This is a genomic window from Streptomyces sp. NPDC025806 (assembly GCF_055558275.1).
This window is the reverse complement of record NZ_JBVHMU010000017.1, coordinates 167644-179836: the sequence shown is the minus strand read 5'-3', so window position 1 is coordinate 179836 and position 12193 is coordinate 167644. Positions and strand designations below refer to the sequence as shown.

Annotated in this window: 12 protein-coding genes; 2 read left to right on the top strand and 10 right to left on the bottom strand. The window is 74.3% G+C overall.

The genetic code is table 11. From position 1 onward, the window contains the following. Positions 1-572: methylmalonyl-CoA mutase family protein (locus ACZ4E1_RS31975; RefSeq protein WP_467546054.1), on the bottom strand; the 572-nt coding region annotated here is incomplete at its 3' end. 215 nt (positions 573-787) lie between these two features. Between ACZ4E1_RS31975 and ACZ4E1_RS31970 the strand changes: the two genes are divergently transcribed. Beyond that, positions 788-1678, top strand: a complete 891-nt coding sequence (locus ACZ4E1_RS31970; RefSeq protein WP_467546052.1) for a L,D-transpeptidase family protein — start codon at positions 788-790, stop codon at positions 1676-1678. Between the two features lie 217 nt (positions 1679-1895). Here ACZ4E1_RS31970 and ACZ4E1_RS31965 read toward each other — a convergent pair whose 3' ends face one another. The 7 genes from ACZ4E1_RS31965 to ACZ4E1_RS31935 form a co-directional block, all read right to left on the bottom strand. Continuing rightward, positions 1896-3017 carry a hypothetical protein gene (locus ACZ4E1_RS31965; protein ID WP_467546050.1) on the bottom strand — a complete coding sequence of 374 codons (1122 nt, stop codon included), beginning with the start codon at positions 3015-3017 and terminating at the stop codon, positions 1896-1898. Beyond that, complete coding sequence (locus ACZ4E1_RS31960; protein ID WP_399129038.1) at positions 3017-3679, bottom strand: RNA polymerase sigma factor; 663 nt, start codon at positions 3677-3679, stop codon at positions 3017-3019. Before ACZ4E1_RS31960 ends, ACZ4E1_RS31965 begins: the two co-directional genes overlap by 1 nt. 378 nt (positions 3680-4057) lie before the next feature. Next, on the bottom strand, positions 4058-4636 hold the full coding sequence (locus ACZ4E1_RS31955) for a hypothetical protein (protein WP_467546048.1): 579 nt from the start codon (positions 4634-4636) through the stop codon (positions 4058-4060). Continuing rightward, complete coding sequence (locus ACZ4E1_RS31950; RefSeq protein ID WP_467546046.1) at positions 4633-5244, bottom strand: RNA polymerase sigma factor; 612 nt, start codon at positions 5242-5244, stop codon at positions 4633-4635. Before ACZ4E1_RS31950 ends, ACZ4E1_RS31955 begins: the two co-directional genes overlap by 4 nt. Before the next feature lie 199 nt (positions 5245-5443). Next, positions 5444-6325: a hypothetical protein gene (locus tag ACZ4E1_RS31945; RefSeq protein WP_467546044.1), complete on the bottom strand. Its 882-nt coding sequence runs from the start codon at positions 6323-6325 to the stop codon at positions 5444-5446. Then, positions 6307-6732, bottom strand: coding sequence for a hypothetical protein (locus ACZ4E1_RS31940; RefSeq protein WP_467546042.1), 426 nt, complete (start codon positions 6730-6732; stop codon positions 6307-6309). Before ACZ4E1_RS31940 ends, ACZ4E1_RS31945 begins: the two co-directional genes overlap by 19 nt. A gap of 182 nt (positions 6733-6914) precedes the next feature. Then, the gene (locus tag ACZ4E1_RS31935; RefSeq protein WP_467546040.1) at positions 6915-7838 is read right to left on the bottom strand and encodes a hypothetical protein; all 924 of its coding nucleotides are present in this window, start codon (positions 7836-7838) and stop codon (positions 6915-6917) included. A 312-nt stretch (positions 7839-8150) separates the two neighbouring features. Between ACZ4E1_RS31935 and ACZ4E1_RS31930 the strand changes: the two genes are divergently transcribed. Continuing rightward, positions 8151-10796 (top strand): N-acetylmuramoyl-L-alanine amidase, encoded by a 2646-nt coding sequence (locus ACZ4E1_RS31930; RefSeq protein WP_467546038.1) that lies wholly within the window; start codon positions 8151-8153, stop codon positions 10794-10796. A 65-nt stretch (positions 10797-10861) separates the two neighbouring features. On the opposite strand, the gene ACZ4E1_RS31925 is transcribed toward ACZ4E1_RS31930, so the two are convergent. Both ACZ4E1_RS31925 and ACZ4E1_RS31920 read right to left on the bottom strand, forming a co-directional pair. Continuing rightward, on the bottom strand, positions 10862-11569 hold the full coding sequence (locus ACZ4E1_RS31925; protein ID WP_467546036.1) for a hypothetical protein: 708 nt from the start codon (positions 11567-11569) through the stop codon (positions 10862-10864). After that, positions 11569-12129, bottom strand: coding sequence for a hypothetical protein (locus tag ACZ4E1_RS31920; protein WP_467546034.1), 561 nt, complete (start codon positions 12127-12129; stop codon positions 11569-11571). The genes ACZ4E1_RS31925 and ACZ4E1_RS31920 overlap by 1 nt, the downstream gene beginning before the upstream one ends. Between the last annotated feature and the right edge of the window lie 64 nt (positions 12130-12193).

The window sequence follows — 12193 nt, the reverse complement described above, 5'->3', positions numbered from 1 at the left end:
ATGTCCGCGATCAACCGCAACGACGGCTTCGGCGGGAAGATGTACGTGCCGCGGGCGATGTACTCCTTCAGCACATCGTTCTGGATCGTGCCCGTAAGCCGGTCCGCCGGCACCCCCTGCTCCTCCGCCACCAGCTGGTACAGCAGGAGCAGGAGTGAGGCGGGCGCGTTGATCGTCATCGACGTCGACACCTTGTCCAGCGGAATCCCACCGAACAGCACCCGCATGTCGTCGATCGAGTCGATGGCCACTCCCACCTTGCCGACCTCACCCGACGCGATCGGCGCATCCGAGTCGTACCCCATCTGCGTCGGCAGATCGAAGGCGACCGACAGACCCATCGTCCCGTTCGCGATCAGCTGCTTGTAACGGGCGTTGGACTCGCTGGCGGTACCGAACCCCGCGTACTGGCGCATCGTCCACGGCCGCCCCGTGTACATCGAGGGATACACACCACGCGTGAACGGGTACGCGCCGGGCTCCCCCAGTTTGCTGTCCGGGTCCCAGCCGTCCAGCGCGGCCGGGCCGTACACCGGCTCGATGGGCAGTCCGGACTCGGATTCGCGCGCCATGGTGGTGCCTCCAGCGGTGTGACGGACCGTGCTAGCCGACCTTCGCGACGGACTGTAGCGGCGGGCCTGCGGCGAGTGGAGTGGCCCACGCTGGGACCTTGCTCACAGACTCGCACGGGCCGTCGGGCCCTGCCTCCGCGCCGCGTTCGCAACCATTTACGCCCGGGCAGCATCTGTGCAGACAAGAGAGAACGGCGCGACGGGCGGGGGACGCCATGCGGACAGCTGTCATCAGGAATTCCATCCGGGCCTCACTGTCGGTCGCCGGGGTGCTGGCGCTCGTCGGCGGGTGCACGGCGCAGGCCGTGCAGAGCGGCGGGCACGCGAAGCCCGCGGGCACCACCCCCGGCGCCGCCTCCTCCGGCGCGGCCTCGCCGAAGCCCTCCGGGACGAAGCCCGCCGGAACGAGGCCCGCCGCGCCGGACGCCGGCGCGTCCGACGACGCCAAGCCCGCCGCGTCACCGACCCCCGCGCCGAAGACGCTGTACAAGCCGGGCGACCAGGGCAAGGGCGTACGGGAGCTCCAGGCCCGGCTGCGTCAGGTCGCCTGGCTCTTCGAGGGGCCGACGGGCACGTACGGCCCGGCGACGACCCAGGCGGTCAAGGGCTTCCAGGGCAAGCGCGGCCTGCCGAGGACCGGCACGACGGACTCGGTGACCTGGGAGCGGCTGCTGAAGATGACGCACGAGCCGACCCGCGACGAGCTGTACGCGGCGGGCGGGCAGCCGGCGGCGAAGCCGGATCCGCGCTGTATGACGGGCCGGGTGATGTGCATCAGCAAGACGAGCCGGACCCTGACCTGGATGATCGACGGCAAGCGGCTGATGACGACGGACGTGCGCTTCGGCTCGCAGTACACGCCGACCCGCGAGGGCGTCTTCCACGTGGACTTCAAGTCCCGGCACCACGTCTCGACGATCTACCACACGCCCATGCCGTACGCGATGTTCTTCAGCGGCGGCCAGGCCGTGCACTACTCCTCGGACTTCGCGGCCCGCGGCTACGCGGGTGCCTCGCACGGCTGCGTGAACGTACGGGACGAGGCGAAGATCGCGTCCCTCTTCAACCAGGTCCGCACCGGCGACAAGGTGGTCATCTACTGGTGAGCCCGCACTCCGGGGGCTGAGGAGAAAGAAGAGAGGGCGTGGGTGGGACCGGGGGAACGTGTCCCACCCACGCCGGTGGCACAGAGCCGCAGGTACGGGGGGAACCCCGGCTCGTGCACGGGCCGATGACCAGTCGGCTCACTCAGTACTGCGCCACCCGCCCGAAAAACGTCACACCCTGAGTGAACCTTTTTTCGCGAAACCGCGTCCGCGCAGGTCAGCGCGGAGAAACGGGCTCGGGCGCGACGGATTCCGTAGGCGTCACCGCCGTGGCCGAGACCGTGCGGGTCGGGGCGGCGGGGCGTGCCCCGTAGGGCGCCGAGCCGGAGGAGCCGGAGGAGTCTGCGGAGTCGGACGACGAGGGGGCGGGGTCGACGGTCGGCAGGACGGGGGGCTGGTCGCCGCCTTCGCCGTCGTCGTTGCCGTCCTCGCCCTCGTCGCCCCCGGGCTTGCCGCCGTTGTCCGAGCCGCCGTCACCGGAGTCCCTGGGCTCGTCGAGGACGCGGTCGCAGAAGCGGCCCAGGTCCGTGTCGGCGCGCCCGGACTGCTTCATGGACTCGCGCAGCTTCCGCTTCTCGTCCGCGCCGATCTCGCCGGTGCGGTACTTGGCGCAGGTCTCGGTGATGCGGCGGCGCAGCGCGTCGGAGCCGCGGGCCGGGTCGGTCGCCTCGGTGCCGGGCGAGGCGCCTGGCGCGGTGCCGCCGCGGGGGTCCTTCGACGCGTCGCGGCTGTCCCGGGCGTCGGGCGAGCCCGAGGGGCCGTCCGAGGTCCGTTCGCCGTCGGGCAGGGTCTCGCCGCGTTCGGCCGCGCTGCCGGACGGCGAGACGAGCGGCTCCTCGGAGGGCGCGCTCGACACCGATGTCGTGGGCGAGGGATCGCTCCAGCCGTCGAACGGCGAGGGCAGCACGCCGGTGCCCGCGGCGACGGCGACGCCGCCGACCATGCACGCGGCGACAGCGGCGGCGAGTCCGAACCGCACGGGCCGGCCCCAGCGCGGGCCGTGCCGGCCGTCGGGGCCGGGCCGGGCCGGGGCTCCGGCGGCGCCGCCGCGGTGCCGGCCGGCGCGCGCGGTGCGGCCGGCGAGGGTCACGGGGGTGCCGAGGGCTGCGGCGCGGTCGCTCGCGGGGATCGCGCGGGCTTCCCGGAACGCCTTGAGCGCGGCGTCCTCGCCGGGGAGTTCACCGTCGGGTCCGGCCGGGAGCGCGGTCAGCGAGTCGAGCGCCGCGGTGAGCCGTCGGGCCCGCAGCGCGTCCGGTTCGGCGACGGCCTCCAGGGGCTCCCCGCGCAGCAGACGCTCCGCCGCCTCGCGGTCCAGCCACTTGTCGTGCTCGTCGGCCATCACATGTCCTTCTGCGTCCGCGTACGCGATTGCGTCACACCGGCGGACGTCGCCGTGCTGGGTCTCGGACCTCGCGGCCGGGGTACGGCCTCGAGCGGACCGGGGGTCTTCTGGTCGGCGCCGATCAGTTCGGCGAGCCGCTTCAGGCCGCGGTGCGCGGCGGTGCGGACGGCGCCGGGGCGCTTGCCGAGGGTCTGGGCCGCGCTCTTCGCGTCGAGCCCGACCACGACGCGGAGCACCACGGCCTCGGCCTGGTCCTGCGGGAGCTGGGCGATGAGCGCCATGGTGTCGCCGGTGGAGAGCAGTTCCATCGCCTCGTCGGCGGTGTCGGCGGTCGCGGGTCGGCCGGTGAGTTCGGTCTCGTCGCCGCCGATGGCGGGCCGGCGTCCCCGCATGCGTATGTGGTCCAGGGCGCGGTTGCGGGCTATGCGAGCCGCCCAGCCGCGGAAGCGGTCGGCGTCGCCCTCGAAGCGGTCGAGGTCGCGGGCGATCTGGAGCCACGCCTCGGAGGCGACGTCCTCCGCGTCCGGTTCGCCCACGAGCGTGCGTACGTATCCGAGCAACCTCGGGTGCACGGTGCGGTACACAGTCCGGAACGCGCTCTCGTCCCCGTCCTGCGCCGCAAGCACCGCGGCGGTCAGCTCCGCGTCGTCCCCCAGCACTCCCAGTCCCTGCCTGCCCCATTCGGCCACGTGGCGCCCCCGGGCGCGAACCTGCACGCTACGGCGTGAAACACCCCACGTCCATGTTTGTACAACGAGCAACCAGAGAGTCACACGGCGGGGTGTGACAGAAAACGCACCCCTGGCGCTGAAGGAAGTACGGGCCGCTCGCGACCCGTACCGCGCGGCGGCCGGGGTCTCTCCTGTGGGGGGTGGCGACCCCGGCCGTCCCGTTTGCGGGGGGTGTCCCGGAGCCCGGTCGAAGGCTCGGCCGGCAGGTCTTCACGCCGCCCCCGCCGAAGTTCCACGCGGGCGTTCCCCAGATTTCACGGCATCGTCGACGGCTGTCGGCGGCGGCTGCTGCCGTGCCGGGTGCGGCTACCGGCCCTGGCCCGCGCCGGAGTTGCCGGAGTTGTTTCCGTTCTCCGCGCCGTTCGCGTGGCCCGTGCCGCCCCCGGAGCCCTTCCGGCCCGCGCCGCCGGAGCCGCCCCGCCGGTCGTGGTCCGCACCGGTCGACGACGGTTCGGCGCAGCCCTGGGCGGCCCGCCCGGACCGTTTCGGCCCGCGCCCGGCCTCGTACGCCTTGCAGGGGGCGGGCGCCCGCCCGGACGGGGGCGGGGTGTCGGGCGAGGCGGGGCCGGTCGCGGCGCCGCCGGGTGCGGTCGAGGTCGGCGCGGGGCGCGGCGCGGGCCGGTCCGTTCCGGGGTCCGCGGGGGCACCGATGCCGGCGACGGCGACGCCGCCCACGGCGAGGCTCGCGAGCGCGGCGCCGAGGAGGGCCCGCGCGGACCAGCGCGTGCGGCGTGGCCGCGGGCGCCAGTCGTCGCGGCGGCGGGGCCGCGCGTCGAGGGCGCCCGCGTCTCGGGCGGCCCGGAACGCGGCGCGGGCCAGCCGTTCACCCTCGGGGTCGGGCTCCGGCAGGCGTACGGCCACGGGGTCGGGGATCTGCTCGGTCATCTCGACTCACCCAGCGTGGGCGGGCCCTCATCCGTCACACCGCCGAGGTCGCGGGCGAGCCGCCGCAGGCCCCGGTACGCCGCCGTGCGCACGGCGCCGGGCCGTTTGCCGAGGACACGGGCGGCGGTCGGCCCGTCGAGCCCGACGACGACCCGCAGCAGCACGGCCTCCCCCTGGTCGCGCGGCAGTCCGGCGATCAGGTCGAGGGCCTGCCGGGTGGAGAGCGTCTCCATGGCCTGCTCGGCGGTGTTGTGCGCGGCGGGCAGATCGTGCAGGTCCTGTTCGAGCACGGTGGCCTGGGGCCGGGCGCGGCGGCGGCGCAGCAGGTCGAGGGCGCGGTGCCGGGCGATGGTCGCGGTCCAGCCGCGGAAGCCCGCGCCGTCGCCGCGGAACCGCCCCAGGTCGCGGGCGATCTCCAGCCACGCGTCGGCGGCGACGTCCTCGGCCTCGTCCCCCACGAGGCCGCGCAGATAGCCGAGCAGGCCGGGCTGGACCAGCCGGTAGGCCACGGCGAAGGCGTCCTCGTCCCCCGTCTGGGCCCGCTCGACGGCTGCGCCCAGCTCCCCGTCGCGCTCCTTCGCGCGACGGGGCTCCCCTCCCTGGCCCAACCGTTTTCCTCTTCGTACGACGACAAGTACGCGGTGACGCGTACGGAACGACGGCCTCGGCGCCCCGCACGGGGGTGCCGCCATCGGCTCCTCCCCCATGCCGATCAGCGCCGGACCTCGCGGAAACGTCACAGACGCGCGGGCCGGGCGGGCCGAATCCCCCTTCCCCGCCCGGGAGTTGATGCCGGGCGGGGAAGGGTCAGGCGTCGAACACCGATCCCCCGCCCGCGGGCGGCTCCACGATCTGCGCGGCCGGCGGCCTGCGCACCGTCAGCGGATCCCCGTAGCCGGAGAAGCGCATCTTCCCCTTGATCTGCTCGGAGTCCATCTCGAGGCTGCGCAGGTACGGCTTCCCGGTGGCGTCGACGTAGGCGGAGCCCAGGTCCTCGTCGCCCTCCGGCGGGAGCAGCGGGATCACGCGGCGTCCGTCGCGGCGCTGCTCGGGCAGGTCCCTCGTGCCGCTCGTGTCGGCCGCCTGCGCGCCGAGCACCTGGCCCATCGTGCACACCTTGGCCAGGGCGTCGGCGCCCTTCGGGCCGGCGGGCACGTGCACGTACTTGCCCCTCACGAGGCTCAGGCGTTCCCGCATGCGCTGGGACACGGCGGGGCCGCGCGCGTCGGCCATGGTCTGCCACTCGGCCAGCGCCCGGTCGCTGTAGGCCATGTACACCTCGGGCGCGTCGCCCTTCGCCCCCTTGGCCAGGACGATCAGGTCGCCGCTCGCGCCCGGTCCGCCGTCCAGGGTGCCGGTGCAGTTCCCCGCCCGGTCCATGCGCAGGTCGGCCCGGGCCCGCTTGCCGTGCTGGGTGATGTCCACGTTCATCCGCACCGTCCGGGCCTCGCCCAGCAGAGCGACCGCCTGGGAGAGCAGCCGTTCGCCGCGGGTCTGCGTGAGGACGGCGGGCGGTTCGATGTCGGCGAACGCCTTCGCGGACCAGTTCCCGTCGGCGCCGGGCGACTCGAGGGCGCTCGCGGACAGGCTCGCGGACGGGACGGGCTGGGTGAGGACGCCGGCGCCGAGCAGCGCGACGACGAAGCCGCCGGCCAGCAGGCCCCGGGCGGTCACAGTGCGGCGGCGCATGCGCGACGCCTCCTTCCGGGCAGGGTCAGGTAGAAGGTCTGCAGCGACTCGGCGGCGCCCGCCGCGTAGCGGTTGGCGACCTTGCCGAGGGGGCTGCGCACCCGCCCGTCGGGCATCCGTACGCCGACGTCCTGCCCGAAGTAGTCGCGCTGGGACGCGTCGAAGGCGATCCATTCGGCCCCGGCCCGCCGCACCAGCACCTCGCCGACGTAGGCGCCGAGCCCGAAGAGCACGGCGTCGAGCCGCGGTCCGGGTGAGCCGGCCTGCCGCAGGCCGTCGATGATCCGGTCGACGACCCGCAGGCTGGCGACGGAGTAGTCGAGCGGCAGTCGCGCCGAGGCGACCCGCGCGACGAACGCCGCGGCGTGCCGGCGCATGTCGGCGGGCCGGTGTTCAACCCCAGGCATGTGGTGCACCCCTTGGTCCGGTCGTGGGGAGATGCGGTCGGACTCGACCCGCATTCCCCCAGCGCTCGGGCGCACCGGAACATCACACGTCACACACATGTCGCTTCTCACACAGGAATGTGCCTGCGACATACAACCGTTGACGCGTCTCAAGTGTCCGGGCCGGGCCTTGAGCGGGCGCTCTAGCGAGTGGAGTCCGCGGGCAGCCGCACGGTGCCGTCGAAGACACCGCGGTTGTCCGCGCGTACGTCCTGCTCCACCGTGATGGCGCCGCCCCGGTACGGCACCGCGAAGGTGAACGCGAAGCGGTGGGCCGCCACGCGGTAGCCGTGCGCGGCGTCGAGCTCCCAGGTCTCCGTGGAGCGCGTGAGCGTGATCTGGCCGTCGGTCGCGGTGACGCCGGCGTCCCGCAGCTGGGCGAGCGTCGGGTCCAGTTCCCGGGCGGCCTTCCTGAGCGCCGGGCGGGTCCGCGCGTCGGCCAGTGTCCAGCCGGCCGAGGTCACTTCGAGCCGCACCGTGCCGCCCGAGCGCCGCACCTTGGCGCTCTTCCCGTAGGCGGCGAACGCGTCGAGCCCCGCGACCGGGTCCTCCACGGCGTCGGCGATCGCGGGGTCGGTCACGGGCCCGCTGGTCCAGGCCCCGTTCTTCTTCACGTGTCCGATGCCGTCGACGACGTACACGGACTCGGGCTTGCGCTGCCCCTTGCCGGTGGTGACGGAGCCGAGCTGCTCCACGGCGACGGGTGTGGTGGTGCGGTGCACGGTCGCGGTGTACGTCGCTCCGGACGGCGCCTGGCCGCTCGTCGTCGCGGACTCGCGGCCGTCGACGGCGAAGGTCCAGCCGGTCTCGGCGGCCATCGCGCGCCGGGCCCGGGCGAGGTACTGGGCGGCGGTCCTGGGTGCCTTGGCCGCGGCGGCGGGGGCGCGGGTCGCGCTCGCGCCGTCGTCCGCCCGCCGGGTGCGCTCCGTGCGCGGGCCGTCGGAGCGGTGGTGCCCCTTGCGCCGGGAGTCGCCGGAGTGCGCGGCCGAGCAGCCGGACACGGCGACGGCTCCCGCGACGAGCGTGGCGATGACGGCGGTGCGGCGAAGGCGTGTTGCGGGGAGCACGGGCACCTCTGGGGGTCGGGTACGGGCCGGGGGCCGGCCCCGTGGAAGCGGCCCGGTTATACAACGCGCGCCCGAACCCCCGCCACCACGGGCACAAACCGCACCATTCCCCGCACGTGTGCGCGGACCTGTGATGTTTCGGTGGGCCCACCCGCTGGACCCTGTGTGCCCACGTGAGACGTGGGACCCATGTGACTTTCGAGGGGTGGGGCATTGAGCCCGCGACATACGCGAGGAAAAGCGCAGAAAGCCCAGACACACGCGTACAGACCGCTGAGTCTGAAGCGCAGGGCCTGGATCACCATCGGCGCCGTGGTGCTCGGCGGGGCGGGGGTGACCGCGTACGCCATCGCCGACCCGGGGGGCTCGGAGCCGCAGGACGCGGTGCCGGCGCGCGCCGCGGCCGTGCACACGCTGAGCCTGACGACGAAGGGCGACCGCAAGGTCGTGCCGCAGAAGTCGACGCGGACCTTCGGCGCCGTCTCGGTGACGTGGAAGGACGCGAAGGAGAAGCTGGACGGCACCGCCCAGTTCCGCGCCCGGGACGCGAAAAGCGGCACGTGGGGCGCTTGGACAACGCTGCCGCAGGACACGAACGACGCCGACGGCACCGAGCGCGAGCACACCGCCCTGCGCGGCGGCACCTCGCCCGTGCCGACCCCGTCCGACTCGAACGGCGTCGAGGTGCGGGTCGTCGACGCGGACGGCAACGCCGCAGGTCTGCCGGCCGGTATGGACGTCAAGCTGATCGACCCGGGCACCGACCCGGTCCGCGGCAAGGCGAGCTCCGGCGGCATCGACCCGGCCGCGTACAGCGTCGCGTCGACGGAGTCGCCGGTGCCCACCGACACCCCGGTGGGCACGGAGAGCCCGGTCGCCACCGAGAGCCCGGTCGCGACGGAGACGCCCGTGGCCACCGAGACGCCGTCGGACACCGCGTCGCCGACCCCGCCGCCGTCCGGCAGCGCGACGGAGACCTCCTCCCCGTCGCCTACCCCGACCGTCCCCGAGGCCCCGCCCTCCACGGTCGTGAAGCCGGCGATCATCCCGCAGTCGGTGTGGGGTCCGAACCTCTCGCACGACGGGACGCCCGAGTACGACACGGAGATCAAGGCCGCGGTCGTCCACCACACGGGTGTCGACGCGGACAACCAGGTGCCGTGCGCGGAGTCGGCGCGCCGGTTGCGTGAGATCCAGCAGGACCACGTGGCCAAGGGCTACTTCGACATCGGCTACAACTTCGTCGTCGACCGCTGCGGCCAGATCTTCGAGGGCCGGACCGGCGGCATGGACCTGCCGGTGCACGGCGCCCACGACTACGGCTTCAACACCGACACCGTCGGCATCTCCTACATCGGCAACTTCGAGTCGGCCAAGCCGACGAAGGCCGCCCTCGACGCCATCTCCCGCGTCGTGGCCTGGAAGTTCGGCCAGTACGGCATCACGGCGACCGGCACCGTGTCCCTCACCTCCAACGGTGACCTCGGCGTCCAGGGCAACAAGATCGCCAAGGGCACGTCCAAGACGTTCCCGCGCGTCCTCGGCCACCGGGACACCAACACCACGGCCTGCCCGGGCGCGAACCTCTACCCGAAGCTGAGCCGCATCGCGACGCAGGCCGCCGCACCGGGCAACTCGCACGCCCTGCCCAGCCAGAACCTGATCGGCGACGCCACGAACGATCTGGTCACCGGCCTGCCCAAGGGTGCGAGCGGCGGCCAGGTCGCCCTCGTCCCCGGCACGCTCGACGGCCCGACGACTACGGGCCGCAAGGTCATCTCGCAGTCGAGCACCGGCGTTCCCGGCTCGGGCGAGAGCGGTGACGAGTTCGGCGCCGCCACGGCGACCGGCGACATCAACGGCGACGGCCACACCGACCTCGTCGTCGGCCAGCCCGGCGAGGACGACACGTCCGGGCACGCCAACCGCGGCGCGTACACGATCCTCTACGGTCCCGCCTTCACCAGCGGCGTCGGCGTGAACACCGACGCCGCGCAGGCCGTGACCAACGCCCGCTTCGGCGCGGCCCTCGCGGTCGGCGACTTCAACGCCGACGGCAAGGCCGACGTGTTCTCCGCGACCACGGTCAGCGGCGGCGCCTGGCACGCCCGTTACAGCGACACCAAGCGGGCCGGCGGCGCCCTCACCTCGGCCACCACCTCCCTGGCCGTCCCGGACGCCACGTCCGGCGACTTCAACCGGGACGGCTACGCGGACGTCGCGCTCAACTACCGCGACGGCGGCGGCATCGGCCGCGTCGTCTGGTTCAAGGGCGGCAGCGCCGGCCTCACCAAGGTCGCGACCCTGTCCGTCAAGGGCGGCCGCGCGGTCGCCGCGGGCGACATCAACGGTGACGGCGTCGACGACCTCGTCATCGGCCAGCCCTACGTCGCCGAGTCCGGCGCCGCGACCGGCGGCCAGGTCACGGCCGTCTACGGCGTCGCGGGCACCGGCCTGTCCACCACGGGCGCGAAGACGATCCACCAGGACTCGTCCGGTGTGCCGGGCGGCGCCGAGTCCGGCGACGCCATGGGCGCCTCGGTCGCGGTCGGCGACTACGACCTCGACGGCTACGCGGATGTCCTCGCGGGCCTGCCGTACGAGGACCTGACCCGTACGACGAACCGGGCCGACGCGGGCACGACGCTGCTCCTGAAGGGCTCGTCCGCGGGTCTGACCGGCACCGGCGCGCTCTCCGTCAGCCAGGACTCCAGCGGGGTCCCGGGCTCCAGCGAGGCGGGCGACAACGTCGGTTCGGCCGTGGCGCTCGCGGACCTGTCCGGCTTCGGCCGCACGGACCTGGTCCTCGGCGCGGCCGGCGAGGACGCGGGCAACGGCGCGCTCCTGTACGTGCCGAGCAACAGCAGCGGCCTGGGCCTGAGCCAGACCGCGTACTACGGCAACGGCTCGATCGGCACCCCGGCCGGGGGCCGGCTGGGCACCAACCTGGCGCCGTAGTCGGGCCGTCAGAGCCACGAGGGGCCGTGCGGACGTCACCGTCCGCACGGCCCCTCCAGCGTGCGTCACACCTGTCGCGCGTCCCCGCTCAGGTCGGGTGACACGGAGACGAGACGGCCGCCGGGCAGCGCCGGATCGGTGAGCGTGAGCCGCAGCACCGGGTAGTCCTGGGCGTCGTTGGAGCCCTGCTCGCTGGGCTGGTTCAGGGACTTCAGGGTCTGCCCGGGGCACAGCGCCCGCTTCGGCACCTCGACCTCCAGCGTGAGCGCGCCGTCCGGCACGAAGCGGTACGTGCCGTCCTCGCCCGGGCGCACGGGCCGCGCCTTCATTCCCTTGACCACCCGTACGGCGAGCCCGCGCGCGGTGGCGATGCGGCCCTTGCCGTGCGGTCCGTACACATCGACGGCCGCGCCGTCCGCGGTGAAGGACGCGGGCAGCCTGATCTCCCCGGCCGACTCCACGTGCAGGTTCGCGGTGACGTTGAACCGCTCGCGCTGCAACCCGCCCGGGACCCGGCTCGTGTACCCGTACGAGGTGACCTCCAGGCGGGCCTCGGCGGACTCCTGGTCCATCGGCGGCACGGACCGGCCCGGCGCTCCGGTCCCGCACCCGTTCGGGCCCGCTCGGTGCCCGGTGTCCCCGGCTCCGGTGGCGAACCGGGCGCCGACCGGCTCCTGTTCCCGCCGCGTGTCCACCACGACGAGTCCGACGAGCACACCGACCGCGAGGACGGCGGCCCAGGCGCGGCGCGAGGGGCCGCCGACCTCGTGCATCAGGCGCGGCCTCGGGCGCGTCTGGACACGACGGCGCGCAGCACGCGGCGGCCCTCGGTGGACAGGTCGCGGGCCTGCCGCAGCCCGCCGGCGCCGCTCGCGAGCAGCTCCAGGATCTTCGTCTGGCGGCGCAGTTCGGCGGCGACGAGCGGCGTCACGCCCGCGGTGTCGCCCTCGCGGACCCCGGCCGCGCCGTCGGGGGCGCCGCCGCCGACGCCTCCGGCGTCGAGCATCCGGTGCACCTGGAGGGCGGCCACCGAGCAGGCGTCGGCCCAGCCGCGCCAGTCGCCGGGCATCTGGCCGTCGGGGGTGGCGCCCAGCATCCGGCGCACGAGTTCGGCGGCCTCACCGTCCGCGACGGTGTCCGCGAGCCGGCCGCGGGCCGCGGCGAGCGTCTCGCCCCAGCCGGCGCCGCCCTCGGCGAGGCTCGCCCACAGCGGGCGCAGCACCTCGTCGTCCTCGGCGTCACCGAGCAGCGGCACGCAGCGGTCGAGGCAGCCGAGCCCGCTCGCGGCCAGCCCGCGCTCGTCGGCCTGCGCGATCAGTTCCACCAGGCTCATGGCCGTACGCCTCCAGACACGGACCCGACAATTCCCCTTCGGGGGACTACGGGACTTACTGCGC